Origin of the sequence: Bariatricus sp. HCP28S3_F11 (assembly GCF_052065395.1) — a bacterium.
Classification (GTDB): domain Bacteria; phylum Bacillota; class Clostridia; order Lachnospirales; family Lachnospiraceae; genus Allocoprococcus.
Genome location: NZ_JBQHUC010000029.1, coordinates 1 through 17,762 on the forward strand (window position 1 = coordinate 1; position 17,762 = coordinate 17,762).

Sequence of the window (17,762 nt, forward strand, 5' to 3'; positions counted from 1 at the left end):
GGATGTGAATGCAGCGATCAATATCCGTGAAGAAGGAAAAAGAATTTTATGCGCATAACTGCGCCTGAAATATGCCCGTAACCGGGCAGAAAAGAACCGCGGGGCACGCGGAGATAGCTTATTGATACTTAGCCCTATCGGGCTATTGAGTAAGAAGCCCCTACTTCAAAGCTTTAGGGCTTAAGTAGTGGGAGCATGTCACTAGTGGATGAACATCGTTTTCCGAGGCGGCTTTTTCGACAAGATACTGATGACCGGATGTAAAAGGATTGGCGTTCATAACCAGTGCCGCAACGCGAGTTCCATCTTTTTTCTCAGAAGAAAGTTTCTGAAGATAGCGGGAGAATCCGGTTTTGCGGTTTTCCATGAAAACGATCTGTTCATCAATGCGCGCAATCTCATAAAAACCAAGATCGCCGAAAAATTAGGCAGAGCTGCATTTGGTATAGAGAAACAGATGTGTATTTGCACGTTCAAACTGTACTTCCATGAGGTGGGACACAATCTGGTTCATGAGACCTTCTCCCTGATGGACACTGCTCACTGCCATGCAGCGCAGGGTATTGCCGAAGCAGCTTCCGGTTGCAATGACATTTAGGTCTTCATCAAACATGGCGCAGGTGTAGTCCAGATGGGCGTCGCGCCGTATGCCCTCTGCAGTGAGAAGCTGATCGATCTGCCGGTTGACCCGGATATCATCTTTCGGTATCGTTGCAATATAATAATCAGACATGGTTTTCTCCTTCAATTTTTGAATATACCGATATGGAATGACGGGATTTGCGAAGAAAATCAGGTATGCAATTGACCTGAGAGGAAAATGAATTTATACTGAAAGCAGAAAAGCAAAAGGTCTGTGTAAGAACGAATGAAAGCGTCAGTATGTGAGGTGAATGAATATGAATTATGAAGGTCAGATATGCCGTGCTCCTATGGAGAGAGCGTCATTTATGCTTCCGGTTATGGTAGGGTGTTCTTATAACCGATGCAAGTTCTGCAATTTGTTCCGGCATCTGAAGTACAGGGAACTGCCGATGGAGCAGATTGAGGAAGAACTTAAGAGAGTCGCCGGACTTGGTGGAAATCCGAAAAAAATCTTCCTGGGGGACGGCAATGCGTTCGGATTGAAAACGGAACATTTGTTGGAGATTCTGGACAGAATCCACGTATATTTTCCGGAATGTCAGTGCATCAATATGGATGCAACCGTGACCAGCATTCTGAGAAAATCGGATGAAGAACTGGAAATGCTATACAAGAACGGAGTGCGTCATCTTTATCTGGGGATTGAAAGCGGACTGGATGACGTTTTGAAGTTTATGGAGAAGGATCATAATCAGGAACAGGCGATAACTGCGATTGAGAGAATCCAGAAAGCCGGGATGCTGTTCGATGCGCATATCATGACAGGAGTGGCCGGCAAAGGAAGAGGGACGGAAAATGCAGAAGCACTTGCGGATTTCCTGAACCGTGCGCATCCGAGACATGTGGTGAATTTTTCGATGTTTCTTCATCAGGAAGTGCCGCTGTACCGACATATCGAAGACGGCACGTTCGTGCCTGCCGATGAGGTGGAAAATCTGCGTGAGGAACGCTGTCTTCTGGAACATCTGGAAGGGAACGGGATTCTGTATGACGGATTTCATGATTTTATTGAAGTCAGAGTAAAGGGAACTCTTCCGGGAGACCGAGAAAGAATGCTGGCAAAACTGGATCAGGCGATTGCGGAATATGAGCAGCAAAAACCGGTTTATGCATATGTACGAGGTGAGTGCCCGGATCTGGAAAAATGTGAGGATCGCAGAGCACTTTGGGAAATGGAAGATGCGAAGAGAATGACGGTTTAGACCGGATGAGCGAAAAGAGAATATCTCAGCACGGGTTATTCCATGCTGAGATATTCTCCAAATGTATCTTGTGCCAGAGACAGTAATTCGTCTTTTGTCAGAACGATACCCCAGGCATTGCGAAGTCCGTGTCCGGCGGCCTGCTCTTCTGTATAATGCTCCAGAAGATAGGTGCTTTCTACGACACTGGATCCGGTCCATCCGGGATAAATAAAATGTGTCACTAACGGAATTGCCTTGATACTGTCCTCGCGGATGTAAGTGCCGGATTCATCCTGCACGATGGTAAGATTGGCCATGCCGCCAAGCATCTGGGCCACACCGTCCTGGGCTGAAGTATAATTGCCCAGAGAATAGTAACAAAGTGCGCGGTTCCCGTTATCGGCGGTAACCCATTCAACCGGCTGGATCACGTGAGGATGTGTTCCGATGATCAGGTCGGCACCGGCTTCCGTCATCTGGCGGGCGAAAGCAATTTCCTGAGAAGTTGCTTCCATTGTGTATTCGATGCCCCAGTGCGGAAATATAATGGTAAAATCAGCCACCGATTCTGCGCGGCGGATATCGTCAAGAACCTGCGGATGAATCGTGTTAAAATCGATGTATCGCGAATTGGCGTCATAATTATAAAGCATATTCAGATGACCTTCAGCCTTCGTGCTGAAGGTTTCTGCGTTGTGGCTGTATGTATAATTCAGCAGTGCAAATTTAATTCCGTTTATCTCAATCACCGGAATCCGGGACTGTTCTTCCTGAGTTTCATAAATACCCAGAACTGTCATATCGGGATGGCTGTTCTTCCAGAATGAAACACAGTTCAGTAATCCGTCCAGGCCCATGTCAAAACCATGATTGGAAGCATGCAGGACAACATTGAATCCGACTTCCTCCAGCGTATCTCCGATCGCCTGGGGAGAGTTGAAGACAGGGTAATCCTGAAGTCCTTTTTCATCACCGCCGAAGATGGTTTCCTGATTGATGACTTTCAGGTCACATGTCTCCAGATAGGGTGCAAGGTCGCTGTAGAGAAGCGTATAGTCGTGAGTGCCGTCTGGCTGCAGGCCGGATTGCCATACGGCGGTATGGATCAGATTGTCGCCGACGGCCATCAAGGATACCTCTTTTGTGGAAATAACATCTTCTTTGACCACATCGGACGAGTCTTCAGTCTGAAGTGTTGTCCCGGAATCGTTCGGCGAAGCGGCAACCGGCAGTTTTTCCTTATTCTGCCTGTTCTCGGATAACCAGTCTTTGACAGCAAATCCATCCAGGATCAGCAGCAAAAGAAGGATCAGTGAAAGAATATAAACAATTCTATTGCTCTTTTTTGATTTACGTTTTCGTGTTCTTCTTGCCATTTTGTATTCTCCCTCATCGATGATATTCGACAAAATGTGACTATATTTTCAGTATAGAATACCGGGGAGTATTTCGCAAGTAAAAGCACATCACAGTTTGCGTTCTGTATACTTGAAGGTCAGGAAAAAGAGGATTCCCTTGGCTATCGATGAAATCGTCAGGGCCCACCAGATACCGGACAGTCCCATTCCGCTGCCGGTAAGGAATATGGCCAGTGGAATTCTGACTCCGGTCAGCGTGATACTGATCAAACTGCAGAGCGTGGTCTTTCCAAGACCGGAGAGTGCACCGACTGTCATGAGCTCTACACACATAAAGATCTCACTGAAACCAAGAATGACCAGATATTCGGCAGAAATCCGGATGGCTTGTGCTTCATGGAAGAACAGGTGTGAGATCGGGGTGGGAAGGAAAATAAATGCAGCGCTGATCAGTGCACCCCAGACTACCAGTATACGCAGGGAAATCGAATATCCTTTGCGAATACGGTCGGATTTCTTTGCACCGTAATTTTGCCCGACAAAGGCATTTAACGCAGCTCCGAATCCGTCGGCAGTATTCCAGGAGAGAGATTCAATCTGTCCGCCGACACGCTGCGTTGCGACTGCGGCAGCTCCAAATCCGGAGATCATGCGTGTCAGAACCATGGAGATCATACAGTAAAGGCTGCTCTGGAGCGCGGTCGGGAGCCCGATTCGGCAGATGGAACGATAGTATTTGCCCGGACTTAGCGAGAATAGTTTTAGTTTTTTCAAAACATTTTTCTCGTTTTTCGAACGCAGGATGTGGATCAGCATGACCGACATAACCAGAAACTGTGCCGTCACAGTTGCAATTGCAGCACCCATTGCTTCCAGACGGGGAAAGGGTCCGACACCTAAGATCAAAAGCGGATCCAGGATCATATTGCCGACCAGCCCGATCAGGTTGGCAAGGAAGGGGGTCCGGGAATCTCCCTGAGCCGTAAAGAGCCCGGTCAGTGTGAGACTCAAAAATGAAAACAGGATGAGTCCACAGGTTACTTTCATGTAAATTGCTGCGGCAGCATATGATTCTGCGTCGGACAGGTTAAAAAAAGAAAGCAACGGTTTCATGAAAATCAAACAGAAAGCAGCATACAGAACCGCGAACACGATCGTAAGCTGGAGCGCGCAGGAGGCGTAGTGTGTTGCTTCTTCCGTATCATTTCTGCCGCAGCATTGAGCCACATTAACCTGACCGCCCATCCGGGCGAGAGCGACCACTCCCTGGGACAGCCAGACGAACATGCTTCCGACTCCGATTCCTGCGACCGCTTTGGAGCCGAGCATACCGATCCATGCCATATCGGTGATGCTGTAGGCAGTTCCGAGAAAGGAAGAAGCCATAATAGGCAGAGCCAGTTCGGCCAGTGTTTTAAAAATAGGACCGCGCGTAAGGTCCAGTGTTTTTGTTTTTCTCATAATCATCATACCCCAAACATGAAATTAATGCACAAAAGCATACTTTCTTATTCTAGCATGGATGTCGAAAAAAAGAAAGAAAACCGTATGGTTTGTATATATTTTACAAATTAAGTCCCTGATTTTTGGAATAGGTTATGCGTTTAACCTCTTTCGGAAATACAGGGCTTTTATTATACTTTATCATATGAAAATGAAAAAAGGGGTTAGTAAAAAGAATCGGATAGAATGAGAGGTAAGTGCGATGGAACAGGGAAGAGTGCGGATCGCAGACATTGCGGAGAAACTGGGACTCAGTACGACGACGGTATCCAATGTGATTCACGGAAAGACGAAAAAGATCTCGGATGAGACGGTGAAACGGGTTCAGGCACTTCTGGAAGAGAAAAAATATATACCGAATATGGCGGGGATTCTTCTGGCGCAGAACAGTTCCAGGATCGTGGGTGTCATCATCAATAATCATGAAAAATATGAGGGACATGTGCTGGAGGACTGTTTTATTTCCGCCGCACTGAATTCTCTGTCGCAGGAAATACACCGGGCCGGGTTTTTTATGATGGTTGAGACACTGACGGACTGGAATGAAATCGTCCGCATCGCTTCGATGTGGAATATGGAAGGACTGATCCTGATCGGTTTCTGTGACCGGGATTATCAGAAACTTCGGGAATCCATGCACATTCCGTTTGTTGTATATGACGGATATTTTGGGGAGACGGAGGGTATCTGTAATCTGAGCATTGATGATTATGACGGCGGGCGACAGATGGGAGAATATCTGAAACGAATGGGGCACGAGAAGGTTTTGTGTATTGCTGACAATTATATTTGCATGGATAAGGAACGGATCGAAGGCTGCAAGGCGGCATTGGGAGAGGAAAAAGTGGGATTTCTGCAGATCCCTTTTGAGAAGGAAGCAAGAAAGAGGATGTATCGGGAAAGGTTGGGAGAGATCCTGGAATACACGGCTGTCTTTGCTGTGTCGGATTTCTACGCGGCGGAACTGATGCACAGCCTTCAGGAACAGGGGATCTGTGTGCCCGATGATATTTCTGTGGCAGGTTTTGACGACAGCCCGCTCTGTGAGAGGGTGAGCCCGGAACTTACAAGTGTGCGGCAGGACACAAAAGAGAGGGCAAAGCAGGCGGTGAGGCTCCTCAGTAAATTGAAGCAGGGAATTTGGGATGAGCAGACGGTGCGGCTTCCGGTGTATCTTGTGGAACGGGGAAGCGTGAAAATGATGGAGCTGAAAAAGAAGAGTGGAGGAAAATATGGTGAAGACTCTAAATAGCAGAGAACCATTTTACAAAACGGTATTAAAAATTGCCGTTCCGGTCACACTGCAGTCGCTTTTACAGGCATCCTTCAGTGTGGTGGATCAGATGATGATCGGCAGACTGGGAAGTGCAAGTATAGCGGGCGTAGGGCTTGGTGGAAAGTTTTCTTCGCTGTATACGGTGCTTCTGGGGGCGGTTGCTGCCGTGGCAGGAATCATGATTTCCCAGTATATCGGGCAAAAGGATGCGGGCGAGATGGGGCGGAGCTTTCGACTGAATCTGAAGCTTGCGCTGGGACTTGCCATGCTTGCGGTTTTTGTGAGCATGTGTTTTCCGGGACAGATTATGTGGCTGTACACGAAGGATGAAGTGACGAGAGGGATAGCAGCAGAATATCTCCGGATTCTGGCGCTGGCCTTTGTCCCGATGGCAATCGTATCGATCCTCTCAACGCTGCTGCGCTGTATGGAAGCGGCTATGTTTCCGCTGTATGCGAGTATGGCCTCAGCAGTTCTGAATACAGCTTTGAATTATCTGCTTATTTTCGGGAAAATCGGGCTGCCGCAGCTCGGGGTAAGAGGAGCTGCGGCAGCAACCGTGATTTCGCAGTGGACGGCTTGCCTGATTACAATCGGATTTGGAATTCATTTTTGCAGGAGGAATGAGATTCGTCTGAAAACGGAAGGAAGAATGACAAGAGAATATGCAGAAATGTTCCTTAGGATTTTGTGCCCGATCATCATCTGCGAATTTTTGTGGAGTCTTGGGGAAAATGTATATGCTGCGATTTACGGTAATATCGGGACAGCCGCTTGTGCTGCCATGACTCTGACGATCCCGATCCAGACACTGATGATGGGAGCGCTGAGCGGATTGTCCCAGGCGGCCGCTATCCTGATTGGAAAGGCGCTTGGCGCGGGAGAATATGACCGGGCATATTGGGAAGCGAAGAGGCTGATGATTTATGGACTGTGTGGATCATTGGCGTTTTCGGCAGCTATCTGTATAGTGAGCAGATTTTATGTGCAGATTTATCATGTCGAGGCAGAAGTTCATAAAACGGCGGTTCAGCTTCTGATCGTCTATGCTCTGATTGCGCCGGTGAAGGTCCAGAATATGTTACTGGGCGGAGGTATCATCCGAAGCGGCGGAAAGACGAACTATGTGATGTGGATTGATTTTATCGGAACCTGGATTTTCGGAGTGCCGCTGGGGCTTCTTAGCGCGTTTGTGTGGAAGTTGGAGATACCGTATGTGTATTTCATTTTGTCGCTTGAGGAGTGCGTGAGGTTTGGAATGTCGCTAGTGGTTTTTAGAAAGAAGAAATGGATGAGGAGTTTAAATTCTTTATAAAATTAGCACTCAACCCTTGACAGTGCTAATAATTAGTGTTATATTGCAACTAGAACAAAGAAAAGGGTTGTTCTGAGTACACTATTTGTATCAGTTTTTATAAAGGAGGCGTGTGTTATGAATATTAACAAATTTACACAAAGCTCCATGGCGGCAGTTCAGGGCTGCGAGAAAGTAGCGATGGACTACGGCAATCAGGAGGTTGAGCAGGAACATTTATTATATGCTCTTCTTACGATCGATGACAGTTTGATTTTGAAATTATTTGAAAAGATGGGGATTTCGAAAGAAACGATCATCAACCGTGTGGAGGAAGCCCTGAGGAAGCGTCCGAAGGTTCAGGGCGGTCAGATGTATATCGGGCAGAATCTGAATAATGTGTTGGTTCACGGTGAGGATGAAGCGAAGCAGATGGGAGACGAATATGTTTCCGTTGAGCATTTGTTCCTTGCTCTTATGAAGTATGCCAGCCGGGATATGAAGGCACTTTTCAGAGAACTGGGAGTGACGAGAGAGGGATTCCTTCAGGCACTTTCTACGGTAAGAGGAAATCAGCGAGTGACCAGCGATAATCCGGAAGCAACGTATGATACACTGAATAAATATGGACAGGATCTGGTAGAACGTGCGAGAGAGCAGAAGCTGGATCCGGTTATCGGGCGTGACGCAGAGATCCGGAATGTGATCCGGATTCTTTCACGCAAGACGAAGAATAATCCGGTTCTGATTGGTGAACCCGGTGTCGGTAAAACGGCGGCCGTGGAAGGCCTTGCACAGCGAATCGTTCGTGGTGATGTGCCGGAAGGACTGAAGGATAAGAAGATTTTCGCTCTGGATATGGGAGCGCTTGTTGCCGGTGCGAAGTATCGTGGTGAATTTGAGGAACGTTTGAAAGCGGTTCTTGAGGAAGTAAAAAATAGCGATGGAAACATTATTCTTTTCATTGATGAGCTTCACACGATCGTTGGGGCCGGCAAGAGTGAAGGTGCTATGGATGCCGGCAATATGCTGAAGCCGATGCTGGCGAGAGGTGAACTCCACTGTATCGGTGCAACCACACTGGATGAGTATCGTCAGTATATTGAGAAAGATGCAGCGTTGGAACGTCGTTTCCAGCCGGTTACTGTGGATGAACCTACGGTGGAAGATGCGATTTCGATTTTGCGTGGACTGAAAGAACGCTATGAAGTATTTCATGGAGTCAAGATTACAGACGGAGCACTTGTGGCAGCCGCAACCTTGTCGAACCGGTATATTTCCGATCGTTTCCTGCCGGATAAAGCCATCGACCTTGTGGATGAAGCATGTGCGCTGATTAAGACAGAACTGGATTCTATGCCGACAGAGCTGGATGAGCTGAATCGAAAGATCATGCAGCTGGAGATCGAGGAAGCTGCTCTTAAGAAAGAGGATGACCGGTTAAGTCAGGAGAGACTGCAGCATCTGCAGCAGGATCTGGCAGAACACAGGGAAGAGTTTGCAAAGCGAAAAGCCCAGTGGGACAATGAGAAGCGTTCCATTGAATCCGTGCAGAAACTTCGTGAACAGATTGAACAGGTCAACCGGGAAATTCAGACGGCTCAGCAACAGTATGATCTGAACAAGGCGGCTGAGCTTCAGTATGGACGCCTGCCACAGCTTCAGAAGCAGCTGGAAGCGGAAGAAGAGAAGGTAAAAGACGAAGATATGTCTCTGGTTCATGAGAGCGTGACCGAAGAAGAGATCGCGAAGATCATTTCTCGTTGGACCGGAATTCCGGTGGCGAAGTTGAATGAAAGTGAGAGAAGTAAGACGCTTAATCTTGACAAGGAACTGCATAAGCGTGTGATCGGTCAGGATGAAGGTGTGCAGAAGGTTACAGAAGCGATTATCCGCTCCAAGGCAGGAATCAAAGACCCGACGAAGCCGATCGGTTCGTTCCTGTTCCTTGGCCCTACCGGTGTAGGTAAGACGGAGCTTGCCAAAGCACTTGCAGAGAGCCTGTTTGATGACGAGAACAACATGGTGCGTATCGATATGAGTGAGTATATGGAGAAATATTCTGTATCCCGCTTGATCGGAGCGCCTCCGGGATATGTCGGATATGACGAAGGCGGACAGCTGACTGAGGCCGTGCGGAGAAAACCGTATTCGGTCGTTCTGTTTGATGAGGTGGAAAAGGCACATCCGGATGTGTTCAATGTGCTTCTTCAGGTTCTGGATGACGGACGAATCACCGATTCACAGGGCAGGACTGTGGACTTTAAGAACACGATCCTGATCATGACTTCCAATATCGGATCCACATATCTGTTGGACGGTATTGATGAGGACGGCAGCATCAAGCCGGAAGCAGAGCAGATGGTCATGAATGATCTGAAAGCACACTTCAGGCCGGAATTCCTGAACCGTCTGGATGAGACGATCATGTTTCGGCCACTGACGAAGGACAACATTTACTCTATCATTGATCTTCTGGTTGCGGATGTGAATAAACGTCTGGAAGATAAGGAGCTGGATGTAGAACTGACAGAGGCTGCAAAACAGCATGTGGTCGAGGGTGGTTATGATCCGATGTACGGTGCAAGACCGTTGAAACGGTATCTGCAGAAGAATGTGGAGACGCTGGCGGCACGGCTGATCCTTGGTGGCAATGTGGGAAGCGGAGACACCATTCTGATCGATGAGGTGGATGGAAAACTTGAGGCAAGAGTGAAGCAGAGAGTTCGCGAAGTAAAGTAAATGAATACAGAATAATTTCATAAAGGATTTCTATAGGACGCAGACCCCGAAAAGAATCATGAGAATGACTTTTTGGAGTTTGCGTCTTCTTTTTGTCTATGATACAATAATTTTATCTGAGTTTAGTGGTGCAAAGAAAGGGGACAAAGGGAAATGAAATTCGCAATTTTGGCAGCGGGAAATATTGCTAACAGCATGGCAGAAGCGGTGAGCGGAATTGATGCGGTAGAGAAATATGCAGTTGCATGCCGTGAAATTGAACGTGCAAAAAAATTTGCTGATAAATGGGATTTTGAGAAGGCATACGGCTCTTATGAGGAGATGCTGGAAGATCCGGAAGTGGAACTGGTGTATGTGGCATCTCCACATTCTCATCATTATCAGCACACGAAGATGTGTCTTGAGCACGGAAAACATGTTCTTGTGGAAAAAGCATTTACCGTAAATGCTAAGCAGGCAGAGGAATTGATTCGGATGGCTAAGGACAAGGGACTTCTTCTGGCAGAGGCGATCTGGACCAGATATATGCCGAGCAGAAAGATGATTGATGAGATTGTAGACAGTGGTGTGATCGGTAAGGTGACCTCGTTGACCGCGAATCTGGGTTACGTACTTCCGCATGTGGAACGTATGCAGAAACCGGAACTTGCGGGAGGTGCTCTTCTGGATCTGGGTGTGTATCCGATCAATTTTGCTCTTATGGCATTTCATGAAGACGTGCAGAATATTACTTCGACAGCGGTGCTCTCTCCTGCGGGCATTGACTGGATGAACAGCATTACGCTGACGTTTGCGGACGGAAAAATGGCAGTTCTCCACAGCGACATGCTGGCGCAGACGGACCGCCAGGGTGTCATAAACGGGGATAAGGGATACATCGAAGTGCAGAATATTAACAACTGTGAAGAAATCAGGGTGTTTGATCTGGCGCGGAAGATGATTGCCAGATATGAACGGCCGCAGCAGATCAACGGCTATGAATATGAAGTTATCTCCTGCATGAAGGCAATCGAAGAGGGGAAAACAGAGTGTCCGGAGATGCCGCACAGTGAAACGCTTCGTGTTATGAAGATGATGGATTCGATCCGAGAACAGTGGGGAATGACTTATCCGTGTGAATAGTACGGAAAATGAAGAAAGACCTCTAAAAAGTGAGAAAACAAGTATAGTTTTTTGTAAAGCCATGACATGGAATGTATGGTATGATTTTAAAAGGAGAAAAGTCTGTAAATGAAACAATACAGACGGGAATCAGGAGGAAACAAAAGATGAAAAGAGCAGGGGGAATATTACTTCCCATTACAAGCCTTCCGTCCAAATATGGAATCGGGGCATTTTCAAAAGAGGCGTATGAATTTGTAGATAAACTTGCAGAGGCGGGACAGTCTTACTGGCAGATACTCCCACTGGGACCGACCAGTTACGGGGATTCACCATACCAGTCCTTTTCTACGTTTGCGGGGAATCCGTATTTTATCGATTTGGAGGAGCTGATCGAGGAAGGTGTGCTGACCAAAGAAGAATGTGACGCCTGTGATTTTGGAGATGATCCACAAAGTCTAGATTATGGGAAGATTTACAAAGAAAGATTTAAACTTCTTTATAAGGCGTATGAGCGTAGCAAAATTTATGAAGTGCCGGAATTTCAGAAGTTTATACAGGAAAATGCTTTCTGGCTGGATGACTATGCGCTCTTTATGGCAGTAAAGGAACGCTTTGACAGAGCTGCGTGGAATGAATGGGCTGAAGATATCCGTCTCCGTTGGGGATTTGCGCTTGATTATTATCGGGAAAATTGTTATTTCGAAATTGAATTTTATAAATATCTGCAGTTTAAATTCCTGCAGCAGTGGACAAAACTGAAAGAATATGCAAATAATAAGGGGATTAAGATCATTGGTGATATTCCGATCTATGTTGCGTTTGACAGTGCGGATGCATGGGCGAATCCGCAACTCTTCCAGTTTAACAGTGACAATCTGCCGGTTGCTGTGGCAGGCTGTCCGCCGGATGCATTTTCCGCTACGGGTCAGTTGTGGGGAAATCCGCTTTATCGCTGGGATTATCATAAGAATACAGATTATGAATGGTGGACACGAAGAATGGAGCACTGCTACAAGTTGTATGATGTAGTGAGAATCGATCATTTCAGAGGTTTCGACGAGTATTATTCCATTCCGTTTGGCGATGAGACGGCAATGGGCGGCCATTGGGAGAAAGGACCGGGGATGGATCTGTTCCGGACTTTAGAGCGGAAACTTGGGAAGCGGGAAGTGATCGCGGAGGATCTTGGGTTTATGACCCCATCCGTAGAAAAACTGGTAGCAGACAGTGGTTATCCGAATATGAAGGTATTGGAATTTGCATTTGAACCGGACGAGGATACGGGATATCTTCCGCATTCTTATGACAGAAACTGCGTGGTATACACGGGAACGCATGACAATGATACCCTTCTTTCATGGTTTGGGACACTCACGGAAGAACAGAAAGAATTCCTTTTTGAATATATCGATAAGGAAGTCGGGGAGGAAGAAATCAACTGGGAGATCATTAAGCTCGCGATGATGAGCAGTGCAAATCTTTGTGTGATCCCGCTGCAGGATTATCTGAAACTTGGAAATGAGGCAAGGATCAACAAGCCTTCTACGCTCGGATGTAACTGGAAGTGGCGTCTAAAAGAAGGACAAGTCACAGATGAATTGTTAAAAGAAATCAAAAAATTGACAATCAGGAGTTTCCGTACCGAAAGACCGCGAAAAGAAGTTGTTGAAGAAACAGAATCAGAAGCGGAAAATACGGCGGAAACAGAAATGGAAGAAGAAAAGAAAGTAGAAGTATAACTATAAAAAGTTTAACAGGAAGGCAAAATCATGCGTCCGATTATTTTTCATATTGATGTGAATTCTGCATATTTAAGCTGGACGGCTGTGGATCAACTGAAAAATGGGGCGGCGCTTGATCTTCGTACGATACCGGCGATTATTGGCGGGGATCAGAAGTCCCGCCATGGTGTTGTTCTGGCAAAATCCATTCCGGCGAAGAAGTTCGGAATCCGCACCGGGGAACCGGTAGCAAATGCCATGCGGAAATGTCCGAATCTTCATATGGAGCCGCCGGATCATAAACTATACCATAATTATAGCGAAAAACTGATGGAATTCCTGCGAGGATACACGAAGGAGATCGAACAGGTCAGTGTGGATGAATGCTATATGGACTTCACCGGAATTGCAGGAAAATATGCTTCTCCGGTGGCGGCCGCTTTTGAAATTAAGGACAAAATATATGAGATGTTTGGATTTACGGTGAATATCGGAATTTCCAGCAACAAACTGTTGGCAAAGATGGCATCGGATTTTGAAAAACCAAACCGGGTCCATACTTTATTTCCGGAAGAGATCCGTGTGAAGATGTGGCCGCTTCCGGTGCAGGATCTCTTTATGGCAGGCAGAGCAAGTGTGGAAACGCTGCAAAAACTGGAAATTTCCACGATTGGAGATCTGGCACAGACGGATCCTTCAATTCTGGAATTGCATTTGAAGAGTCATGGACGTATGCTCTGGGAATTTGCGAACGGAATGGATGACTCTTCCGTACAGTCTGAGGAGACCGCGGCAAAAGGAATCGGAAATTCTACGACGTTACCGCAGGATGCAGTTACCCGCGAAGCGGCAGTGAAGGTGCTTTACGAACTCGCACAGAGTGTGGGAAGAAGACTGCGCAAAGCCGGCAAGAAAGCAAGCATGGTGAGCACGGAGATTAAATACGCGACGTTCCAGAGTGTATCCCATCAAAAACAGCTTGCGCGCCCATCTGATGAAGATCAGGTGATATACGAGGAGGCCTGCCGGCTGTTTGACGAACTCTGGAGTGGAGAACCGATCCGGCTTCTCGGTATCCGATCGTCTAAGCTTACGGATAGCGGACAGCCGGAACAGATTAGTATGTTCGATGCAGAGTTTGTTGCAGAACAGACGAAAAGAGCGAAGCTGTCTGAAAAGCATAAGAAATTGAATACTGCAATGGAGAGCATTTGCAAACGCTACGGGAAGGATGCCGTTGTAAAGGCAAGTGATCTGGCGAAAAAAGAGGCGAAGTGACGGTGATGGATGTGACAAATAGAAGGTCATTCCTTGACACTGGTACTTCGCCTGCGTTATAATCAAGTGATATGTATCAATCAGGAAGGAGCAGTTTTTCAAATCATGAAATTTCAAGACAAAGAATTTATCCCGGTACTTTTGGGGGGCGATATCAACACATACAGTGTTGCGCGTGCTTTTTATGAACAATACCGGGTAAAGACATATATATTCGGAAAATTCCCAACGGGACCAAGCTATAACAGTAAGATCATCGAATATCATCCGAACCCGAAGATCGATACCGATGATTATTTCCTTAAGACGGTTAATCATTTTGCAAAAAAACATGCGGATAAAAAGATTGTCCTGATCGGATGTGGGGACAGTTATGTGGCTTTGATCAGTAAGCATAAGAGCGAGCTTGCTGACAATATCATTGCTCCGTACATTGATTTTGAACTGATGAACAGCCTGCAGCAGAAAGAGACATTCTATAAGCTCTGTGAAAAGCACGGGGTGGATTATCCGGGCACTTTGATTTACGATGCATCCATGGGAATGGATTTTGAGATGAATTTCCAGTTTCCGGTGATTCTGAAACCATCGGATAGTATCCAGTATTGGGAGCATGAGTTTGAAACACAGAATAAAGTCTATACGATCAAAGACAGGGAAGAGTTGGAGCGCGTGATTGGTCAGATCTATGGTGCCGGCTATACAGATAAGCTGATTATCCAGGATATGATTCCGGGAAATGATGAATACATGTATGTATTGACTTCCTATTCGGATCGGAACGGAAAAGTGAAGATGATGTGTCTGGGACACGTTCTTCTGGAGGAGCATACTCCGCACGGCCTGGGAAATCATGCGGTGATCATTACGGAGCCGAATGAAGAACTGATGATGAAAGTGAAGAATCTTCTGGAAGACCTGCATTATGTTGGATTCTCCAATTTTGATATCAAGTACGACAAAAGAGACGGCAAATTTAAGTTCTTTGAGATCAATACACGGCAGGGAAGAAGTAATTATTATGTGACGGGATCCGGATTCAATGTGGCAAAATATATTGTTGAAGAATATGTTTACGGCAAAGAATTAAAGCTTAAACTGGCCAAAGATGAACATCTCTGGATGGTTGTTCCGAAAGCAGTCGCATTTAAATATGTGAAAGAAGAGGCGAACAAAGCAAAACTCAGAAAGCTGATTAAAGAGAAGAAAATGGTAAATCCGGTTTTCATGAGAGGAGATTTGAAGCCAAGACGTTTCCTTGCGATGGCGAAGACACATCTGAGTCACTTTGTGAAGTTTAAAAAGTATTACAGTTAATAATCCGAATAGAAGCGGACAGAATTAATAAAACGGACAGGGGAGATGCGTATGGTGAAGAAATTAGGAGTGATCGGCGGAATGGGGCCGGAAGCGACAAGCTTTTTCTATGCGAGGGTCATAGCAAGAACCAAGGCGGCAAGTGACCAGGAGCATATTGACATGGTGATCTTAAGTCATGCTACGATGCCGGACAGAACGAAGGCAATTCTTACCGGACACAAAGAGGAATTTCTGAAGGCGATTACGAAAGATGCCCGTGATCTGGAGAAGCTTGGGGTTGCGAACATTGCAATTCCCTGCAATACTTCCCACTATTTCCTGAAAGAGATCCAGGCGGCGACGAAGGTTCCGATCATCAACATGGTGGAAGAAAGCGTACGCTATGTGACGGAACAGCATCCGGATGTGAAGAAGATCGGTATTATGGGAACAGACGGCACCTTGCAGGCAGGCACCTATTATCGCGCATGCGAACGTCGCGGCATTGCGGCTGTTTCGCCGCGGAGCGATGCGCAGCGGGAGGTTATGTCACTGATCTACGATGATATTAAAGGCGGTAAGACCGGAGACAGGGCGAAATTTGACTGTGCATATAACGATCTGATGGAACAGGGATGTGATGCTGTTATTCTGGCATGTACAGAGATCTCTGTTTTTAAAGAATACTATCAGGTACCTGTCAACTGTCTCGATGCTATGGATGTTCTGGTAACGGAGTCTATCCTCCGCTCGGGAGCTCAGATCAGATAGGCGAAGGAGAACTGGAAGGAGAGGCTACAGATGAAGAAATATACATTGGAAGCTTACGCGCAGCTTCTTCAGAATGCGCGGATGATGAAGGAATTTTATTCCTGTGGAAAAGAAGATGCACAGATTGAATACCTGACCTATGACTCGAGAGAAGTTGTGGAAGGAACATTATTCATCTGCAAAGGCGCCGCATTTAAAGCGGAATATCTCGACGCCGCGATCCGGAAGGGGGCGGTGGCTTATGTGAGCGAGGTGAAATATGATACGGAAGTAGATGTGCCGTATTTCCTGGTTGACGATATCAGAAAAGCAATGCCGTATCTTGCGGAGAAGTTCAACAATGCGCCGTGGAAATCACTCAATATCGTGGGAATAGGCGGAACAAAGGGAAAATCCACTTCTGCATATTACATGAAAGCAATTGTGGATGATTACATGGAAGCAACCGGTGGAAAAGAAAGTGCGGTCATTTCTTCGATTGATATTTATGATGGCGTGATCAAGAAAGAATCACATATTACGACGCCGGAGGCGGTGGAATTGCAGGAGCATTTCCGTCATGCTGTTGAGAGCGGAATTTCTTATGTGGAGATGGAGGTATCCTCTCAGGCGCTGAAATATAACCGTGTTGATAATATGATGCTGGATGTGGGGATATTTCTTAATATTTCCGAAGATCATATCAGTCCGATCGAACATCCTGATTTTGAAGACTATTTTGCTTCTAAGCTTAAAATATTTGCAAAGGCAAAGAACGCAGTGGTCAATCTGGATGCGGATTTCGCTGACCGGATACTGGAAGCGTCAAAGGCAAGTGAGCGGGTGCTGACATTTAGCACTAGGAATCCGGAGGCGGATGTTTACGGGTATGACATTCAGAAAGACGGTCATGAGATCGTATTTATGGTAAAAACAGCAGAGTTTGATGAAGAATTCCGTCTGACTATGCCGGGACTTTTCAATGTGGAAAATGCGCTTGCCGTAATCGCGGCATCCATACTGCTCGGTATTCCGAAGGAGTATATGCACAGTGGACTTTACCGTGCAAGATCCAGCGGACGAATGGAACTGTATGCGAGCAAGGATAAGAAGCTGATTGCAGTCGTGGATTATGCACACAACAAACTCAGTTTTGAAAAGTTGTTCTCTTCTACGAAGGATGAGTATCCGGACTATGCGATCGTTTCTATTTTTGGCTGTCCGGGCAAGAAAGCCTACATTCGAAGAAGGGACCTTGGAACGGTTGCTGGGCAGTATTCGAAGAAAGTATATTTGACGGCGGAGGATCCGGGATACGAACCGGTGGAAGACATTTCCAAAGACATTGCGCAGTATGTAGAAGCGCAGAACTGTCCGTATGTTATGATCGAGAACAGGGGAGAGGCAATCAAGGCCGCGATGGATGAAGCGGAAGGAAAGACAATCCTTCTGATCACCGGGAAGGGAAATGAGACGCGTCAAAAATACGGATGTGAATATCTGGATTGTAAATCAGATGTACAGTATGTAAAAGAACTGCTTGCAGAGTATGATAAAACGCATTAGTAAAAACAGGAAGTGCCTTTCTAAGCACTTCCTATTTTAAAA

General features: G+C 46.4%; 12 protein-coding genes and 1 pseudogene. 10 read left to right on the top strand and 3 right to left on the bottom strand.

Annotated elements, in window-relative coordinates; translation table 11 throughout:
- Positions 1-214: 214 nt before the first annotated feature.
- Positions 215-733 (bottom strand): annotated as a pseudogene (locus tag ACTNBR_RS12360) ([citrate (pro-3S)-lyase] ligase); the annotation flags it as partial.
- Between the two features lie 166 nt (positions 734-899).
- Between ACTNBR_RS12360 and ACTNBR_RS12365 the strand changes: the two are divergent.
- Positions 900-1,847, top strand: a complete 948-nt coding sequence (locus tag ACTNBR_RS12365) for a radical SAM protein (protein WP_441018474.1) — start codon at positions 900-902, stop codon at positions 1,845-1,847.
- A 35-nt stretch (positions 1,848-1,882) separates the two neighbouring features.
- Here the strand turns inward: ACTNBR_RS12365 and ACTNBR_RS12370 are convergent, their stop codons facing one another.
- The gene (locus ACTNBR_RS12370) at positions 1,883-3,205 is read right to left on the bottom strand and encodes a CapA family protein (protein ID WP_441018476.1); all 1,323 of its coding nucleotides are present in this window, start codon (positions 3,203-3,205) and stop codon (positions 1,883-1,885) included.
- A 90-nt stretch (positions 3,206-3,295) separates the two neighbouring features.
- Positions 3,296-4,648, bottom strand: coding sequence for an MATE family efflux transporter (locus tag ACTNBR_RS12375; protein WP_441018478.1), 1,353 nt, complete (start codon positions 4,646-4,648; stop codon positions 3,296-3,298).
- Between the two features lie 244 nt (positions 4,649-4,892).
- On the opposite strand from ACTNBR_RS12375, the gene ACTNBR_RS12380 reads away from it, so the two are divergent.
- The 9 genes from ACTNBR_RS12380 (at position 4,893) to ACTNBR_RS12420 (ending at position 17,720) form a co-directional block, all read left to right on the top strand.
- Complete coding sequence (locus tag ACTNBR_RS12380; RefSeq protein WP_441018480.1) at positions 4,893-5,942, top strand: LacI family DNA-binding transcriptional regulator; 1,050 nt, start codon at positions 4,893-4,895, stop codon at positions 5,940-5,942.
- Positions 5,923-7,281, top strand: coding sequence for an MATE family efflux transporter (locus tag ACTNBR_RS12385; RefSeq protein ID WP_441042711.1), 1,359 nt, complete (start codon positions 5,923-5,925; stop codon positions 7,279-7,281). The genes ACTNBR_RS12380 and ACTNBR_RS12385 overlap by 20 nt, the downstream gene beginning before the upstream one ends.
- Positions 7,282-7,398: 117 nt before the next feature.
- Positions 7,399-10,002 (top strand): ATP-dependent chaperone ClpB, encoded by a 2,604-nt coding sequence (clpB, locus tag ACTNBR_RS12390; RefSeq protein ID WP_441018484.1) that lies wholly within the window; start codon positions 7,399-7,401, stop codon positions 10,000-10,002.
- 153 nt (positions 10,003-10,155) lie between these two features.
- A complete protein-coding gene (locus ACTNBR_RS12395; RefSeq protein WP_441018486.1) occupies positions 10,156-11,124 on the top strand; it encodes a Gfo/Idh/MocA family protein in 969 nt (322 codons plus the stop codon).
- 146 nt (positions 11,125-11,270) lie between these two features.
- On the top strand, positions 11,271-12,845 hold the full coding sequence (malQ, locus tag ACTNBR_RS12400) for a 4-alpha-glucanotransferase (protein ID WP_441018488.1): 1,575 nt from the start codon (positions 11,271-11,273) through the stop codon (positions 12,843-12,845).
- Between the two features lie 30 nt (positions 12,846-12,875).
- Positions 12,876-14,105: a DNA polymerase Y family protein gene (locus tag ACTNBR_RS12405; protein ID WP_441018490.1), complete on the top strand. Its 1,230-nt coding sequence runs from the start codon at positions 12,876-12,878 to the stop codon at positions 14,103-14,105.
- 105 nt (positions 14,106-14,210) lie between these two features.
- Complete coding sequence (locus ACTNBR_RS12410; RefSeq protein ID WP_427808244.1) at positions 14,211-15,422, top strand: ATP-grasp domain-containing protein; 1,212 nt, start codon at positions 14,211-14,213, stop codon at positions 15,420-15,422.
- Between the two features lie 51 nt (positions 15,423-15,473).
- The gene (locus ACTNBR_RS12415) at positions 15,474-16,175 is read left to right on the top strand and encodes an aspartate/glutamate racemase family protein (RefSeq protein WP_427808246.1); all 702 of its coding nucleotides are present in this window, start codon (positions 15,474-15,476) and stop codon (positions 16,173-16,175) included.
- Between the two features lie 30 nt (positions 16,176-16,205).
- A complete protein-coding gene (locus ACTNBR_RS12420) occupies positions 16,206-17,720 on the top strand; it encodes a Mur ligase family protein (RefSeq protein WP_427820388.1) in 1,515 nt (504 codons plus the stop codon).
- The last annotated feature ends 42 nt before the right edge of the window (positions 17,721-17,762 follow it).